Raw genomic sequence first — 16,103 nt, 5'->3', positions numbered from 1 at the left:
GGATATTCCTACCGCCAACCTGCCTCTCCCACCCGGGAGAGGGAGCACGGCGCGCCCGGTCAGTTCCGAGCGGTGCGGAAGGTGTCGCAGGACTTGGTCTGGCCGCTCTTGTAGCCGGTCATGAACCAGCGCATGCGCTGCTCGGACGAGCCATGCGTGAAGGAATCGGGCACCACGTAGCCCTGGCTGCGTTCCTGCAGCTTGTCGTCGCCGATGGCGCTCGCCGCCTGCAGCGCCTCCTCGATATCGCCCGGCTCCAGAGCGTTGAAGCGGTCGTCCGAGTTCTTCGCCCAGACGCCCGCGAGGCAGTCGGCCATCAGCTCGACGCGAACCGAGAGCTGGTTCGCCTCGCCCTTGCTCGACGCCTGCTGCTGCCGGGCCTGGACCTTGCCGAGGATGCCGAGCACGTCCTGGACGTGGTGGCCGACCTCGTGCGCGATGACGTAGGCGTAGGCGAAGTCGCCCTTCACACGGAATTTCTGCGCCATCTCCTGGAAGAAAGAGGTGTCGAGGTAGATCTTCTTGTCGAGCGGGCAGTAGAACGGGCCCATCGCCGCCTGGGCCGAGCCGCAGCCGCTGCGGGTGCCGCCCTGGTAGAGCACGAGGCGGGTCGGCGGGTACTGCTTGCCCGTCTGGTTCGGCAGGATGGTGCTCCAGACGTCCTCGGTGTTGCCGAGGATCTTCGAGGCGAACTGCCCGGCCTGGTCGCTCGGCGGCGTGCGCCGGCGCTGCTGGGTCTGCGGGTCCACCTGCTCCTGGCGCTCGCGCCCGCCGGTCATCTGCTCGGCGCCGCCGATCAGGATGGCGGGGTTGATGCCGGTGACCCAGCCGATGATCATCAGGATGACGATGGTGCCGATGCCGAGGCCGCCCGCCCCGCCGCCGGGGAAGCCGAAGCCGCCGCCGCCGCCGCCGCGCCTGTCCTCGACATTGTCGGAACTGCGAAAATCTTCCCAGCGCATGGCCGCACCACCCGTTACAGGTCACCCGCCGGCGACCGACCAATCAATGGCCGCACCGGAGCTACGGTTCCGCTTGGCCGAAGGGCACGCCCGTTTCAAGCCTTGCCGTCGAGCGCCGCGCGCAGCAGCCGGAAATCGCGCCAGGCCAGCCGCTTCTGCACCGGCTGGCGCAGCAGGTAGGCCGGGTGCAGCGTCGCCAGCGCCCGCACCTCGCGGTCGCCCAGGCGGTAGGGGTAGAAGCGCCCGCGCGCCTTCAGGATGCCGTCCTTCGTGCCCGTGAGCGTCTGGGTGGCCGGGCTGCCGAGGCAGACGATGAGGTCCGGGTCAGCGAGCTCGATCTGCCGCTCGATGAAGGGCTTGCAGACCGACACCTCCTGGGGCGTCGGGTTGCGGTTGCCGGGCGGCCGCCAGGGCACGATGTTGGCGATGTAGGCGCTCGACCGGTCGAGGCCGATCGCCGCCATCATCCGGTCGAGGAGCTGGCCGGAGCGGCCCATGAAGGGCTTGCCGACCCGGTCCTCGTCGGCGCCCGGCGCCTCGCCCACGAACATCACCCGCGCCGCCGGGTTGCCGTCCGCGAAGACGAGGTTCTTGGCCGTGAACTTGAGGGGGCAGCCGTCGAACCCGGCGAGCAGCGCCTCGAGCTCCTCCAGCGTCCTCGTCTCGCCGGCCCGCGCTCGGGCATCGCCCGCGGCCTCGTCCGGCTTGGCGGCGGCGGACTGGCCGAAGGTGCGCGGCGGCGCGGCCCTGGCCGGGGCGCGGGCCGGCTCGGGCTGCACGCGCGTCGGGGCCGCCGCGCTGCGCTCGGGCGGCGGCTCCTCCGCCTCGCCGAAGCGGTCGTGCGGGCGCTCGTCGAGGGCGGCGTCGGCGCCGGACTCGATGTGGAAGTCGAGCAGCGAGATCAGATCGCGCTCGTCGTCTGCGGGCGAAGTCATGATGCGGAATGTGGTGTTCCGAATGCCTGTGGACAACGTGCGCGCGAAGATCTGAGCATTGGCCGCGACCTTTCCGCAAGCCTGTCCATTCGCACTTGCGTTCCTACCTTGGAACGGGTTGAGAGAGACCGAAGATGAGATGAGCCGGCTCTGCGCGGATGACGCAGCGGGCACGGCGGCAGGAGGACACGGCATGGCGCTTCCCGAACGCGAGGGGATGGATTTCGACGTGGTGATCGTGGGCGCCGGGCCCGCGGGCCTCGCCGCCGCCATCCGCCTGCGCCAGATCGCCGCCGAGTCGGGCAACGAGATCAGCGTCGTCGTGGTCGAGAAGGGGTCCGAGGTCGGCGCGCACATCCTGTCGGGCGCGGTGGTCGATCCGCTCGGGCTCGACACGCTCCTCCCCGAGTGGCGCGACGATCCGGAGCGTCCGCTGAAGACGGCGGTCGAGCGCGACGAGTTCATGTTCCTGACGAAGAACAGCGGCGTCGGCCTGCCGAACGTGTTCTTCCCGCGCCTGATGTCGAACCACGGCAACTTCGTCGGCTCGCTCTCGAACGTCACGAAGTATCTCGGCCGCAAGGCGGAAGAGCTCGGTGTCGAGATCTACCCCGGCTTTCCGGCCTCGGAGGTGCTCTACGACGAGCGCGGCGCCGTCGTCGGCGTCGCCACGGGCGATCTCGGCATCGGCCGCTCCGGCAAGCCGCGCGAGGACTTCACCCGCGGCATGGAGCTGCGCGCCAAGTACACGGTCTTCGGCGAGGGCGCGCGGGGTTCCCTGACCAAGACGCTGGTCGATCGGTTCAAGCTCAACGCGGACAGGGACCACCAGAAGTACGGGATCGGCGTCAAGGAGCTGTGGCAGCTCAAGCCCGAGAAGTTCCAGCCCGGCCTCGTGCAGCACACGATGGGCTGGCCGCTGCCCAACAAGGCGGGCGGCGGCTCCTGGCTCTACCACTTCGACGACCACCTCCTCTCGGTCGGGTTCGTCACGCATCTGAACTACGAGAACCCGACCCTCTCGCCCTTCGATGAGTTCCAGCGCTTCAAGACGCACCCGATGATCCGGGACGTGTTCGAGGGGGCCAAGCGCATCGGCTACGGCGCGCGCGCCATCATGGAGGGCGGCTGGCAGTCCGTGCCGAAGCTCGTCTTCCCCGGCGGCTGCCTCGTCGGCGACTCCGCGGGCTTCGTGAACGTGCCGCGCATCAAGGGCTCGCACAACGCGGTGCTCTCCGGCATGCAGGCGGCCGACGCCATCGCCGCGGCCCTCGCCGCCGGCCGGCAGGGCGACGAGCTGACGGAGTACGAGGCCGGCTGGCGCGCGAGCCCGATCGGGCGCGACCTCAAGGCGGTCCGCAACGTCAAGCCGCTGTGGTCGCGCTACGGCACGCTCGTCGGCGTCGGGCTCGGCGGCATCGACATGTGGGCGACCTCGGTCTTCAACGCCTCGCCCTTCGGCACGCTCAAGCACGGCAAGCCGGACCATGCCTGCCTCAAGCCGCTCGCGGAGGTGACGCCGATCCTCTACCCGAAGCCGGACGGGAAGCTCACCTTCGACCGGCTCTCCTCGGTCTACCTGTCGAACACCAACCACGAGGAGGACCAGCCGCCCCACCTCAAGGTGAAGGACATGGGGCTGCAGAAGAGCTCCGAGCACGACGTGTTCGGCGGTCCCTCGGCCCGCTACTGCCCGGCCGGCGTCTACGAATGGGTGGAGGACGCCTCCGCCGGCGACGGCGTGCGCTACCAGATCAACGCGCAGAACTGCGTTCACTGCAAGACCTGCGACATCAAGGATCCGAACCAGAACATCAACTGGGTGACCCCCGAGGGGCCCGGCGGGCCGAACTACCCGAACATGTGAAGTCGGGCCGCGCGCGACCGCGGAGCCGCTCGCGGCGCGGTCCGCGGCCGGCCGCGGAGGCGTCATCCTTTCGCCTTGCGGCCATGGCGGGAAGAGTCCACTGTCCCCGCCACATCGGCGCCGGCCCGGCGATGGGGCCGCGCACGCAGGAGCTGTGACTGGTGCCCACACTCGGAAAGACCGCCCGCCGCACCGCGTCGGCGCTCGCCCTCACGCTCGGCGGCGCGCTGCCGCTCTCGGTCGTCGCGCTGGCCGCGCAGCCGCGCGAGTCGACCCCGATCCTGGAGTACGAGCCGGCGGAATCGCTCGAGGGCAACTTCCTCTCCGCCTACATCGCCGGCGTCTCCCGCGACACCGCCGCGGCGGCGAGCTTCTACCGGGAGGCCGTGAAGGCCGACCCGCGCAACGCCGAGCTCCTGGAGCGCGCCTTCGTGTCGATGCTGGCCGACGGCGCCCTGCCCGACGCCTTCCGCGCCGCCGAGCGCCTGACCACGCGCGACGGCGCGAACGGCCTCGCCCAGCTCGCCCTCGGCGTCCGCCAGATCAAGGCGGGCCAGTGGGCCGGCGCGCGCCAGAACCTCGCCCGCAGCGGGCGCGGCGCGGCGGCCGACCTCACCGCCACGCTCCTGACGGCCTGGGCCTACGCGGGCGCGGGCGACGGCAAGCGCGCGCTGGAGACCGTCTCGAAGCTCAAGGGCGAGCGCTACTACAACACCTTCCGCGACTATCACGCCGGCCTCATCGCGAGCCTCGTCGGCGACCAGGCGGAGGCCGATCGCCGCCTCAGGGCCGCCTACGAGACCGACCGCAACACCCTGCGGATCGTCGATGCCTACGCGCGGTTCGAGGCGCAGGCTGGCCGCACCGACCTCGCGATCCAGGCCTACACCGAGTTCGACAACCTGCTGCCGCGCCACCCGATCATCCGGGACGCCCTCGACAAGCTGAAGGCGGGCAAGCCCCTGCCGCGCCTCATCAACACCGCGCAGGAGGGTGCCGCCGAGGTGCTCTACGGCCTCGGCTCGGCGGGCTCGACCCAGGGCGACGAGCTTCCGGCCGTGGTCTACCTGCGGCTCGCCCTCTACCTCGCCCCCGAACACGCGCTCGCCCGCCTCACGCTCGCCGACACGCTCGACCGGATGAAGCAGCCCGAGCGCGCGAACGACGCCTACGCGCAGATCCCGGCGAGCTCGCCCCTCAAGCTCAACGCCGACATCCAGATCGGCCTGAACCTTGAGCAGATGGGCAAGGGCGACGAGGCGCTCGCCCATCTCGACGCGGCGATGAAGGCGCATCCGAACGACATCGACGTGATCACCGCGCTCGGCAACGTTCAGCGCTCCCGCAAGAAGTACGAGGACGCCGCGGCCACCTACACCCGCGCCATCGAGCTGATCGGCGACCGGCCGATCCAGAACTACTGGACCACCTTCTACTTCCGCGGCACCGCCTACGAGCGGGCCAAGCAGTGGCCGAAGGCGGAGGCCGACCTCAAGAAGGCGCTCGAGCTCGTGCCGCCGAGCCAGCTCAGCGCCAAGGCGCAGGTTCTGAACTACCTCGCCTATTCCTGGGTCGACCAGAACATGAACATCGACGAGGCCTTCAAGATGCTGAAGCAGGCCGTCGATGCGAGCCCGCGCGACGGTATGATCATCGACAGCCTGGGCTGGGCCTATTACCGCCTCGGCCGCTGGGACGACGCCGTGCGCGAGCTGGAGAAGGCCGTCGAGCTGAAGCCCGGCGACCCGACGATCAACGACCATCTGGGCGACGCCTACTGGCGCGCCGGCCGCCGGCTCGAGGGCAAGTTCCAGTGGCAGCACGCCAAGGACCTGAACCCCGAGCCGGAGGAGCTCGAGAAGATCAACGAGAAGCTGAAGAACGGCCTCCCGGACGTGGAGAAGCCGACCGCCACCGCCGAGAATCCGCCCGCCCCTGTCGCGGCTCCGCACAACCCGGAGAACCCGGAACTGCCGAAGGGTGCGCCGGCTCCGAACGAGCCGCCGGGCGCCGCCGACAAGGCGAAAAAGAAGGGCGGCAGCTGAGAGCGACGCCGTCCCTGGCCGCTTCGCCGATCTTCGCGCCCGACGCGCCTCGTCCCACGCCCTCGTCCTGAGGTGCCCGCGCCGGCGGGCCGCGAAGGTTACCCGCGGAGGGTCCGCCGCGGATCTCCGCATTCGCCCGCGCGGCCGCGCTGCGGATCGCCGAAGGACGCCCGAGGATGAGGCGCCCGCCCCTTCCCACTCACCCTCGCGGATCCATGACCAGCCTCGCCACCCGCGCCCCGGCGAAGATCAACCTCACCCTGCACGTGCTCGGCCGCCGCGAATCCGACGGCTACCACGCGCTGGAGAGCCTCGTGGCCTTCGCCGGCGTGAGCGACCACCTCGCCCTGGATCCGGGCGACGCGCTCGACCTCGCGATCTCGGGGCCGACCGCGGGACCGGCCGGCCCGAACGCGGACAACCTCGTGCTGCGGGCGGCCCGAAACCTCGCGGATCGCGTGCCCGGCCTGCGCGCCGGCCGGTTCCGCCTGGAGAAGCGGCTGCCGGTGGCGGCGGGGATCGGCGGCGGCTCCTCGGACGCGGCGGCGGCGCTCCGTCTCCTCGCCGAGGCGAACGGCCTCTCTCTCGACCATCCCGCCGTCGTCGAGTCCGCGCGGGCGACCGGCGCCGACGTGCCCGTGTGCCTGGAGCCCCGGGCGCGGATGATGCGCGGTGCGGGCGAGACGATCGGCCGGCCGCTCGGTCTCGCCGCCGTGCCCTCCGTGCTCATCAACCCCGGCGTGCCGGTCTCGACCGCGCCGGTCTTCGAGGCGTTGGGCCTTGAGCGCGGCGAGATGCGCGCCGGCGCGGAGCATCCGGACGTGGCGCAGGACCTCGGCCTCGACGGCCTGCTCGACCTGATCGGTCCGGCACGCAACGACCTGGAAGCGCCCGCCCTCACCGTCGCGCCGGTGATCGGCGAGGCCCTCGCCGCCCTGCGGGCGCAGGACGGATGCCGGCTCGCGCGGATGTCGGGCTCCGGCGCCACCGTGTTCGGAATCTTCGCCGATCGCGGCCGGGCGGCGGCGGCAGCCCGGACGATCGCTGTCGCGATGCCCGGATGGTGGGTCGCGCCGACGATGCTGCGGTAGGCTCTCCCCGGCGTCAGTGCGCCCGGGCGATGCAGAAATCGACGACCTGCAGCAGGGCCGTCTTCATGCGGCTGTTGGGGAAGAGGGCGAGCGCGTCGCGGGCCATCGCGCCGTAGTGGCGGGCCCGCTCCACCGTGTCCTCCAGGGCCCGGTGACGCCGCAGGATCGCGCGCGCGGTCTCCAGATCGCCCGCGCCGACCTCGCCCTGCTCCAGGGTGCGGCGCCAGAAGGCCCGCTCCTCGTCCGTGCCGCGGCGGAAGGACAGCACGATCGGCAGGGTGATCTTGCCCTCGCGAAAATCGTCGCCGACGTTCTTGCCGAGGCTGGCGCTGGTCCCGCCGTAATCGAGCACGTCGTCGATGAGCTGGAAGGCGATGCCGAGATTCATGCCGTAGGAGCGGCACGCGGCCTGCTCTGCCCGCGGCCGGTCGGCCAGAACGGGGCCGACCTCGCAGGCCGCGGCGAACAGCTCCGCGGTCTTGGCGCGGATCACGGCGAGATACTCGTCCTCGCTGGTCTCCGTGTTCTTGGCGGCGGTGAGCTGCATCACCTCGCCCTCGGCGATCACGGTGGCGGCCGCCGAGAGGATGTCGAGGGCCCGCAGCGAGCCGACCTCGACCATCATGCGGAACGCCTGCCCCAGCAGGAAGTCGCCGACGAGCACGCTCGCCTGATTGCCCCAGTTGATGCGGGCCGCGACGCGTCCGCGACGCATCTCGCTCTCGTCCACCACGTCGTCGTGCAGGAGCGTCGCCGTGTGCATGAACTCGACGCTGGCCGCGAGCTTCACGGCGCCGTCCCCGCCCGCGTAGCCGCAGAGGTCGGCGGTCGCCAGCGTGAGGATCGGCCGCAGGCGCTTGCCGCCGGACGCGATCAGGTGGTTGGCCACCTCCGGGATCATCGCCACGTCTGAACCCGTGCGCGACAGGATCATCCCGTTGACGCGCTCCATGCCGCCGGCGACGAGCGCGACGAGGTCGGTCAGGCTCGCTTCCGGATCGGAGCGGCCCTCATCGAAGGATACGACGACACCCAAGGTCCCATGCCTCCCGGCCAGGCGAGCTTCACGACGAGACGTCCGGCACCCCTTCGCACGCGGCCGGTAGCGCTGCAACACGCGGTCCCCGACGGAGAGGCGGATCGCATCCGATATGGCGCGGCTCGTCCGGAACCTGTACGCGGCGAATGCGCCGTCCTCGCCCGAAGCCTGCCATGATCGAGCTGATCCGCACCAACGACATCGTCCTCATCGGCTTCGCCCGCTCGCTCCTGGAGGGCGCGGCGATCCCGGTCCTCGTCGCGGACGAGCACATGAGCCTGATGGAGGGCACGATCGGGGCGTTCCCGCGCCGCCTCCTCGTGCCGCACGATCACGCCCGCCAGGCACGGCGCCTCCTCACCGATGTCGGGCTCGCCCACGAGCTGCGCGATGAGCGCGACGGCTGAGCCCGACCTCGTCCTCGGCGGCCGCCTGCGCCTCCACCAGCCCCCGCGCGGGTCGCACCGCGCGGGAACCGACGCGGTGCTGCTCGCGACCCTGTTCCGGCCGCGGCCCGGGTCCGTCATCCTGGACCTCGGCGCCTCCAGCGGCCTCGTCGGGCTCGCCTGCGCGCTGCGCGCGCCGGAGAGCCGGGTCGTCCTGGTGGAGCGGGAGCCTGCGCTCGCCGACCTCGCGCGCCGCAACATCGCGGAGAACGGGCTCGAAGACCGGGTCGAGGTCCGCGAGGCCGACATCCTGGCGCCTGCCGCCGTGCGGCGCGAGGCAGGGCTCGTCCCCGATTCCGCGGACGTCGTGCTGACGAACCCGCCCTTCCTGGAGGCCGGGCGGCACCGGCCCTCGCCCCGCGACGGAAAGGCGTCGGCGCACAGCTTCGAGGCGGGCGCGCTCGAGGCGTGGCTGCGGACCTGCGCGGACGTGGCGCGACCGGGCGGGCGCCTCGGCCTGATCCACCGCGCCGACGCCCTGCCGGCCTGTCTCGACGCCCTCGGGAACCGCTTCGGCTCGCTCCGCGTGCGCCCGGTCCACGCCCGCGCGGAGCGGCCCGCGATCCGCGTCCTCGTCGCCGGCACGATGGGGAGCCGCGGCCCCTTCCGCCTGTTGCCGCCCCTCGTCCTCGAGGAGGCCGACGGGCGCTTCACGCCGGAGAACGCGGCGCTCCACCGCGGCGAGGGCGCCGCGATGGAGATGGGCGAGGATCAGTAGAACGGGCGCCAGCCGTAGTGGCGACGGTGGTAATGGTGCCGGCGCCAATGGTGATGGCGCCGCCAGTGATGGTGGCGCCGCCAGTGGTGACGCCGCCAGCCGTGATGGCGGTGCCAGTGGCGGCGATGGCGCCAGCGCGCCTCCGTCACGAGCGCGCTCCCCCCCGTCTCGGCGACGCCCGAGGCGACCGGCAGCGGCGCCGCCTGCGTCGGTGCGCTGAAGCCCGCGGCGCCGCCGAGCACCGCGAGAGACAGCAGAAATCCCATTATCCAGGCACGCATGGCGTGTTGACTCCTCCCAGGATCCACCCGCCCGTTCGAATGAGCGCCGCGCGCCCGGGCGGTGGCCGTCGCGACGGGCGTGAAACGGCCGGGCGCGGGAAATCGTTCGCTGCCGTACTTCGCCACGATGGTGTGAAGCCTTGCGGTGGACTACGCAGAGCCCACCTGCGGGTCAGCACTGAGCCGCTTCAGCGAGAGGATCCATGGCCGTCTCCCTCCCCGCGCCCGTCCGAGCCCTCCTGCCGCGACGGTTCCGGGAGCGGCCGCCGCGCGTGGCGGTGGTGCGCCTGAGCGGGGCGATCGGAGCGGTGTCGCCGCTGCGGCCCGGCCTCTCGATCGGCACGGTGGCCGGCAGCCTGGAGCGCGCCTTCGGCATGAAGGGCCTCGCCGCGGTGGCACTCCTGATCAACTCGCCCGGCGGCTCGCCCGCGCAGTCGCACCTCATCCACCGCCGCATCCGGGCGCTCGCCGCCGAGAAGAAGGTGCCGGTGATCGCTTTCGTGGAGGATGTGGCGGCCTCGGGTGGCTACATGATCGCCTGCGCGGCCGACGAGATCGTCGCCGACCCGACCTCCGTCGTCGGCTCGATCGGCGTCGTCTCGGCGGGCTTCGGCTTCGATCGGCTGATCGAGCGGATCGGCGTCGAGCGGCGCGTCCACACGCAGGGCGAGGCCAAGGCGATGCTCGACCCGTTCCGGCCCGAGAACCCGGACGACGTGGCGCGCCTGAAGCGCATCCAGGCCGACGTGCAGGAGGTGTTCACGCGCCTCGTCACGGAGCGCCGCCCGGGGCTCGCACGCGACGGCGAGAACCTGTTCACGGGCGCGATCTGGACGGGCCGGCAGGCCCTCGACCTCGGCCTCGTCGACGCCCTCGGCGACGTGCGCTCCACGATGCGGGCGCGCTTCGGCGAGACGGTGGACCTGAAGATGGTCGCGGAGGCGAAGGGCTCGCTCGTCGCCCGCCTGCTCCGGCGGACGACGCCCGGCGGCATCGGTGCGGGACTGGCCGAGGAGGCGCTCGCCGCAGTCGAGGAGCGCGCGGCCTGGGCCCGCTTCGGCCTGTGAGCGCGCCTCAGCGCGCCGGCGCCGCGCAGCCGCCCTGGGGCGCGCCGTAGCCGCTGTAGACCACGCGCACCTTGCGGGTGCAGGTCTCGGGCAGGCTCTGCGTCGCGATGGGGGCGACCTCCACCGGCATCACCGCGACCGGCTTCTCGACCGCGAAGGCCTCCTCCGACGTGGCGAGCGCGTTGCTCGCGCCCATGACGAGCGGCGTGGCCAAGAGAGAGGCCGCCACGAGAGCGGCGAAAACTGTGAAACCCTTGCGCATGACTGGTCGTCCGAAGCTTATGGCCGCTCGAGGGCGGCGCGTCGTCCCCTGGTTGCACGATTAACTTGGCCGGGGGCTTGGCAGTTCCGGATCTTGACCGGATTGCGGCCGAATTGTGTGCGTCGACGCACGACCCCGCGCGCTTGACACCCCGGGACGCACACTTAAACGCTCCGAACCCGCTCCCTCCCGCCTCCCGGACCGATCACACGATGTCGAGCGAAGTCGATCTCGCGCCGAAAGCCTCGTTCCAGGGGCTGATCCTCACGCTCCAGCGATTCTGGGCGGAGCAGGGCTGCGTCATCCTCCAGCCCTACGACATGGAGGTCGGAGCGGGCACCTTCCATCCGGCCACGACCCTGCGGGCGCTCGGTCCGCGCCCCTGGAAGGCGGCCTACGTCCAGCCCTCGCGCCGCCCGAAGGACGGGCGCTACGGCGAGAACCCCAACCGGCTGCAGCACTATTACCAGTTCCAGGTGATCCTGAAGCCGAACCCGGAAAACCTGCAGGACCTCTACCTCGACTCGCTGCGGGCCATCGGCGTCGACCTCGCGCTCCACGACATCCGCTTCGTCGAGGACGACTGGGAGAGCCCGACGCTCGGCGCCTGGGGCCTCGGTTGGGAGTGCTGGTGCGACGGGATGGAGGTGAGCCAGTTCACCTACTTCCAGCAGGTGGCGGGCTTCGAGTGCGCGCCGGTCGCGGGCGAGCTCACCTACGGGCTAGAGCGCCTCGCCATGTACGTGCAGGGCGTCGAGAACGTCTACGACCTCAACTTCAACGGCGGCTCCGGCGCCGACAAGGTGACGTACGGCGACGTCTTCCTTCAGGCCGAGCAGGAATACTCGCGCCACAACTTCGAGGCTGCCGACACGGCCATGCTGTTCCGCCACTTCGCCGACGCGGAGAAGGCGTGCCGCGCCTACCTGGAGGCCGGCGCCCCGGCGGACGAGGCCGGCCGCCACCGCATGGTGCAGCCGGCCTACGACCAGTGCATCAAGGCGAGCCACGTCTTCAACCTGCTCGACGCACGCGGCGTGATCTCGGTGACCGAGCGGCAGAGCTACATCCTGCGCGTGCGCGAGCTGGCGAAGGCCTGCGGCGCGGCCTGGCTGCGGACGGAGGGAGGCGGCGCGGCTGCGGCCTGACCGCTTCCCTCGCCTCGACACCGCGGGAGCGGCTCTCTAAACGAGCCCTGCTTCGCCGATCCCTTGCGCGCGGCCGATGCCGCCGGTGGAACCATGCCCGACCTCCTCCTCGAACTCCGCTCCGAAGAGATCCCCGCCCGCATGCAGCGGCGGGCGGCCGAGGACCTGCGCAAGCTCGTCACAGACGCCCTCGTCGAGCGCGGTTTCCTCTACGAGGGCGCCAAGGCTTTCGCGACGCCGCGCCGCCTCGCCCTGCACGTCGCCGGTCTGCCGCCCCGCGGCGAGGCGGTGCGCGAGGAGCGGCGCGGGCCGCGCGTCGGCGCGCCGGACGCCGCGGTGCAGGGCTTCCTGAAGAGCGCCGGCCTGGCGAGCCTCGACGAGGCGACGACCGTCACGGACCCCAAGAAGGGCGCGTTCTATCTCGCGGTGATCGAGCGGCCGGGCCGCGAGACCCTCGACGTGCTCGCCGAGATCCTGCCCCAGATCATCCGCACCTTCCCCTGGCCGAAATCCATGCGCTGGGGCGCCGCGTCGGCGCAGGCCGGGGCGCTGCGCTGGGTGCGGCCGCTGCAGTCGATCGTCGCGACCTTCGGGCCCGAGACCGAGACACCGGAGGTGGTGCCCGTCGCGGTCGACGGGATCGCCGCCGGCACGCTCACGGTCGGCCACCGCTTCCTGGCTCCCGGCGCCTTCGAGGTGCGCCGCTTCGACGACTACGCGCCGGCGCTGGAGCGCGCCAAGGTCGTTCTCGACGCCGACCGGCGCAAGGATATCATCTTGCACGACGCCCGCGACCTCGCCTTCGCGCGCGGCCTCGACCTCGTCGAGGACGAGGGGCTGCTTGAGGAGGTGGCGGGCCTCGTCGAGTGGCCCGTCGTGCTGATGGGCTCCTTCGACGAGAGCTTCCTCGACATCCCGGCCGAGGCGATCCGCGCCACCATCCGCGCCAACCAGAAGTGCTTCGTGCTGCGGAAAAGCGGCTCGGAGGCGCTGGCCCCGGCCTTCATTCTGGTCTCGAACCTCGTGGCGAGCGACGGCGGCGAGGCGATCACCGCCGGCAACGAGCGCGTCGTGCGCGCCCGCCTCTCGGACGCGAAGTTCTTCTGGGAGACCGACAAGGCGGTGCGGCTGGAGGACCGCCTGCCGAAGCTCGACACGATCGTCTTCCACGAGAAGCTCGGCACGCAGGGCCAGCGCGTGCAGCGGATCGCGACGCTGGCGCGCGACCTCGCCCCCCGCGTCGGCGCCGACCCCGACCTCGCCGAGCGCGCGGCGCGCCTCGCCAAGGCCGATCTCGTCACCGAGATGGTCGGCGAGTTCCCCGAGCTGCAGGGCCTGATGGGGCGCACCTACGCGGCGCTCCAGGGCGAGCCCGACAGCGTCTGCGCGGCGATCGAGGAACACTACAAGCCCCTCGGGCCGACCGACCGCGTGCCGAGCGACCCGGTCTCGGTGGCGGTGGCGCTCGCCGACAAGCTCGACACGCTGGTGGGCTTCTGGGCGATCGACGAGAAGCCGACGGGCAGCAAGGATCCGTACGCGCTGCGGCGCGCGGCGCTCGGCGTCATCCGGCTCGTCGTCACCGGCGGCTTTCGCCTGCCGCTCGCCGCCGCGTTCGGCCGGGCAGGCTCCGGCCATGCCGGCGCCGGCGGCCTCGGCGAGGCCGCAGCGGTGGACCTCCTCGCCTTCTTCGCCGACCGCCTCAAGGTCTACCTCCGCGACCAGGGCGCCCGGCACGACCTGATCGACGCGGTCTTCGCCCTGCCCGGTCAGGACGACCTCCTGATGGTCGTGCGCCGCGTCGAGGCACTGGGGCGCTTCCTCGACACGGACGACGGGAAGAACCTGCTGGCGGGCGCGAAGCGCGCCGCCAACATCCTGCGCATCGAGGAGAAGAAGGATGGCCGCGCCTACGACGGGCCGCCGGACGCCGCCCTGATCGCTCAGGGGCTGCCGGAGGAGCAGGCGCTCGCCGAAGCGCTCTCGGCGGCGCGCGCGGCGGCCTCGGCGGCCGTCGCCGCGGAGGATTTCGAGGGCGCGATGCGGGCGCTCTCGAGCCTGCGGGTGCCGGTCGACGCCTTCTTCGACAAGGTCACCGTCAATGCCGACGACCCGGCGCTACGCGCGAACCGCCTCGCGCTCCTCAACGCGCTGCGCGCCGCAACGCGCGAGGTCGCCGACTTCTCCAGGATCGAGGGGTAGCGCGCCTCTCCGCGATGCGAGCCACCGGCAACCTGTGCTATCAGCGCCTGCGGCCCGGGCCGCGGCGAGGGGGAGCGGCGCGATGCATCATGAGCGGATCAACCGCCTGGCCCGGATCTGCGGGGCCCGGCGCTACCTCGAGGTCGGCGTCTTCCACGGGCACACGTTCTTCAACGTGGACGTGGACTTCAAGGTCGCCGTCGACCCGACCTTCCAGTTCGATCCGGCCGCGCACCAGAACGACCGCACCCGGTTCCACCCGGTCGGCAGCGACGACTTCTTCCGCTCCGCCCGCTACGAGCCCTTCGACCTGATCTACCTCGACGGACTGCACACCTTCGAGCAGACCCTGCGGGACTTTCTGAACTCGCTCGCCTTCGCGCACGACCGCACGGTCTGGCTGTTCGACGACACCGTGCCGAACGACAACTTCTCGGCCCTGCCCGATCAGGAGCGCTGCTACCGCCTGCGCCGCGAGCTCGGGAACGGCGACTGGGCCTGGATGGGCGACGTCTTCAAGGTCGTCTACTTCATCCGCAGCATGATGAAGTTCTACCATTTCCGCACCTTCGGCGGCCACGGCCAGACGGTGGTCTGGCGGGACCCGAAGCAATACGACGAGCGCGCCGCGACGCCGCTCGCCGGGATCGGCGAGATGCCCTACGAGGATTTCGTCGAGACCTACGTGGCGACGATGAACTTCGCCGAAGACGAGCAGATCTACGCGACGCTTGAGCGCTACGCCGCGGGTGCGTGAGCGGCGCTCAGAACCAGCCCTTCACCTTGAAGTAGACCACCGGCACCAGCGCGCTCGCCGCGATGAGCGCGAGGCCATAAGGGTAGCCGTAGATCCAGTCCAGTTCCGGCATGTGCTTGAAGTTCATGCCGTACATGGAGGCGATGAGCGTCGGCGGGATGCCCACCACCGAGACCACGGTCAGGATCCGGAAGGTGTTGTTCTGCTCCATGTTGATGAGCCCGAGGGTCGCGTCGAGCAGGAACTGCACGTTCTCGGTCAGCCGCGTCTCGAATTCGTCGAGAGAGGCGATGTCGCGCTGAAGCGTCTCGAAGCGCGCGTCCGCGTCGCCCGCGGCGAAGCTGCCGCACTCGGCCGCGACGAAGGGGACGATGCGCTGCAGGCCGAGCAGGCTCGCACGCAGCTTGCCGAGGGCCTTGCCCCGCCGCCCGATGCTGCGCAGGATCCGGCGCAGCGCGATGTCCCGGCGGCGGGGGGCCTTGCGGTCGTCCGGCCGCGCACCCGGCCGGGCGCTCGTGTCGAAGTCGAAGACCCGCGTCGAAAGGGCGTCGAGATCGGCGCCCATCTCCTCGAGTGCGTCGGCGAGGCTGTCGACGAGCTCCTCCATCAACAGGATGAAGATCTCGGTGCTGCTCGCCGCAGGCCCGTCGCCGTCGGCGAGGCGCGCCTTCACCTCCGCGAAGGCGCGCAGTTCGTGGAAGCGCACCGTCACGATCCGGTCCTTCGTCAGCACGAAGCCGAGGGGCTTCAGTACCGAATCGGCCCGGTCGAAGGTGATCATCGGCGTCGAGAGCGACAGCCCGTTCCGGATCCGGCGCAGGCGGCTCGAACTCTCCACCTCGCTCAGCGCCTGGCGGGAGGGCACGCGCAGGCCGGTCGTCTCCTCGACGAGCGCGGCCTCGTCCGCGCTCGGATCCGTGAGGTCGATCCAGATCGCGTCGGGCGGCAGCCCGCTCCGCGCCGCCGCCGCGTGCTCGAGCGCGCTCTCGGGTCCGTGAAGGCTCAGCATGGGTTCGGAGAATCCGTGGAGAGAGCGGAGGATCTCGAAATTCCACCGTCACGCGCCGCCGGTAAGCCCGGCACCGCCTTGACTCGAAATTCGCACGCGCCTATCTCGCCGCCAGCTTTGGCACTCGATCCACGAGAGTGCTAACAGCCGGGGTTCGGGTCGGTTCCGCCGCTTGAACGTCACCCGCGAATTCGAAGCAAGAGGGCAGCTCATGAAGTTCCGTCCGCTGCACGACCGTGTCGTCGTCCGCCGCATCGAGGGCGAAGAGAAGACC

The 16,103-nt window shown here is 71.3% G+C and carries 15 protein-coding genes and 1 pseudogene; 10 read left to right on the top strand and 6 right to left on the bottom strand.

Annotated features, from left to right (window positions below; translation table 11 throughout):
* Positions 1-59: 59 nt before the first annotated feature.
* Together ypfJ and MOX02_RS18710 are read right to left on the bottom strand one after the other, a co-directional pair.
* The gene (gene ypfJ, locus MOX02_RS18715; protein WP_147027315.1) at positions 60-962 is read right to left on the bottom strand and encodes a KPN_02809 family neutral zinc metallopeptidase; all 903 of its coding nucleotides are present in this window, start codon (positions 960-962) and stop codon (positions 60-62) included.
* A gap of 95 nt (positions 963-1,057) precedes the next feature.
* On the bottom strand, positions 1,058-1,897 hold the full coding sequence (locus MOX02_RS18710) for a uracil-DNA glycosylase (protein ID WP_147027314.1): 840 nt from the start codon (positions 1,895-1,897) through the stop codon (positions 1,058-1,060).
* Between the two features lie 193 nt (positions 1,898-2,090).
* On the opposite strand from MOX02_RS18710, the gene MOX02_RS18705 reads away from it, so the two are divergent.
* From MOX02_RS18705 to MOX02_RS18695, 3 genes are all read left to right on the top strand, one after another.
* Positions 2,091-3,764: an electron transfer flavoprotein-ubiquinone oxidoreductase gene (locus MOX02_RS18705; protein WP_147027313.1), complete on the top strand. Its 1,674-nt coding sequence runs from the start codon at positions 2,091-2,093 to the stop codon at positions 3,762-3,764.
* Between the two features lie 161 nt (positions 3,765-3,925).
* Positions 3,926-5,809 carry a tetratricopeptide repeat protein gene (locus tag MOX02_RS18700; protein WP_147027312.1) on the top strand — a complete coding sequence of 628 codons (1,884 nt, stop codon included), beginning with the start codon at positions 3,926-3,928 and terminating at the stop codon, positions 5,807-5,809.
* Between the two features lie 215 nt (positions 5,810-6,024).
* Complete coding sequence (locus MOX02_RS18695; RefSeq protein WP_147027311.1) at positions 6,025-6,900, top strand: 4-(cytidine 5'-diphospho)-2-C-methyl-D-erythritol kinase; 876 nt, start codon at positions 6,025-6,027, stop codon at positions 6,898-6,900.
* 13 nt (positions 6,901-6,913) lie between these two features.
* Here MOX02_RS18695 and MOX02_RS18690 read toward each other — a convergent pair whose 3' ends face one another.
* Entirely contained in the window at positions 6,914-7,936 is a 1,023-nt protein-coding gene (locus MOX02_RS18690) for a polyprenyl synthetase family protein (RefSeq protein WP_147027310.1), read from the bottom strand.
* A 176-nt stretch (positions 7,937-8,112) separates the two neighbouring features.
* On the opposite strand from MOX02_RS18690, the gene MOX02_RS18685 reads away from it, so the two are divergent.
* Positions 8,113-8,346 (top strand): putative signal transducing protein, encoded by a 234-nt coding sequence (locus MOX02_RS18685; RefSeq protein WP_147027309.1) that lies wholly within the window; start codon positions 8,113-8,115, stop codon positions 8,344-8,346.
* Entirely contained in the window at positions 8,330-9,103 is a 774-nt protein-coding gene (locus MOX02_RS18680) for a tRNA1(Val) (adenine(37)-N6)-methyltransferase (protein WP_147027308.1), read from the top strand. Before MOX02_RS18685 ends, MOX02_RS18680 begins: the two co-directional genes overlap by 17 nt.
* Here the strand turns inward: MOX02_RS18680 and MOX02_RS18675 are convergent.
* Entirely contained in the window at positions 9,097-9,384 is a 288-nt protein-coding gene (locus MOX02_RS18675; RefSeq protein WP_147027307.1) for a hypothetical protein, read from the bottom strand. The genes MOX02_RS18680 and MOX02_RS18675 overlap by 7 nt on opposite strands.
* A gap of 203 nt (positions 9,385-9,587) precedes the next feature.
* Here MOX02_RS18675 and MOX02_RS18670 point away from each other — a divergent pair, with 203 nt between their 5' ends.
* The gene (locus MOX02_RS18670) at positions 9,588-10,451 is read left to right on the top strand and encodes a S49 family peptidase (protein ID WP_147027306.1); all 864 of its coding nucleotides are present in this window, start codon (positions 9,588-9,590) and stop codon (positions 10,449-10,451) included.
* A 7-nt stretch (positions 10,452-10,458) separates the two neighbouring features.
* Here the strand turns inward: MOX02_RS18670 and MOX02_RS18665 are convergent, their stop codons facing one another.
* A complete protein-coding gene (locus MOX02_RS18665; RefSeq protein WP_147027305.1) occupies positions 10,459-10,713 on the bottom strand; it encodes a hypothetical protein in 255 nt (84 codons plus the stop codon).
* 212 nt (positions 10,714-10,925) lie between these two features.
* Here MOX02_RS18665 and MOX02_RS18660 point away from each other — a divergent pair, with 212 nt between their 5' ends.
* The 3 genes from MOX02_RS18660 to MOX02_RS18650 all read left to right on the top strand — a co-directional run bounded on the left by MOX02_RS18660 (position 10,926) and on the right by MOX02_RS18650 (position 14,820).
* Positions 10,926-11,861, top strand: a complete 936-nt coding sequence (locus tag MOX02_RS18660; protein WP_147027304.1) for a glycine--tRNA ligase subunit alpha — start codon at positions 10,926-10,928, stop codon at positions 11,859-11,861.
* A 93-nt stretch (positions 11,862-11,954) separates the two neighbouring features.
* Positions 11,955-14,063: a glycine--tRNA ligase subunit beta gene (gene glyS / locus MOX02_RS18655; RefSeq protein WP_147027303.1), complete on the top strand. Its 2,109-nt coding sequence runs from the start codon at positions 11,955-11,957 to the stop codon at positions 14,061-14,063.
* Positions 14,064-14,145: 82 nt separating this feature from the next.
* Positions 14,146-14,820: a class I SAM-dependent methyltransferase gene (locus tag MOX02_RS18650; RefSeq protein ID WP_170267922.1), complete on the top strand. Its 675-nt coding sequence runs from the start codon at positions 14,146-14,148 to the stop codon at positions 14,818-14,820.
* 7 nt (positions 14,821-14,827) lie between these two features.
* On the opposite strand, the gene MOX02_RS18645 is transcribed toward MOX02_RS18650, so the two are convergent.
* Complete coding sequence (locus tag MOX02_RS18645) at positions 14,828-15,829, bottom strand: magnesium transporter CorA family protein (RefSeq protein ID WP_147027301.1); 1,002 nt, start codon at positions 15,827-15,829, stop codon at positions 14,828-14,830.
* Between the two features lie 211 nt (positions 15,830-16,040).
* Between MOX02_RS18645 and MOX02_RS33150 the strand changes: the two are divergent.
* Positions 16,041-16,103: pseudogene (locus MOX02_RS33150) on the top strand (co-chaperone GroES); the annotation flags it as partial.

The sequence above is a fragment of the Methylobacterium oxalidis genome, from assembly GCF_007992195.1.
Taxonomy (GTDB): Bacteria; Pseudomonadota; Alphaproteobacteria; order Rhizobiales; family Beijerinckiaceae; genus Methylobacterium; species Methylobacterium oxalidis.
This window is presented reverse-complemented; position numbering and strand designations above follow the sequence as displayed.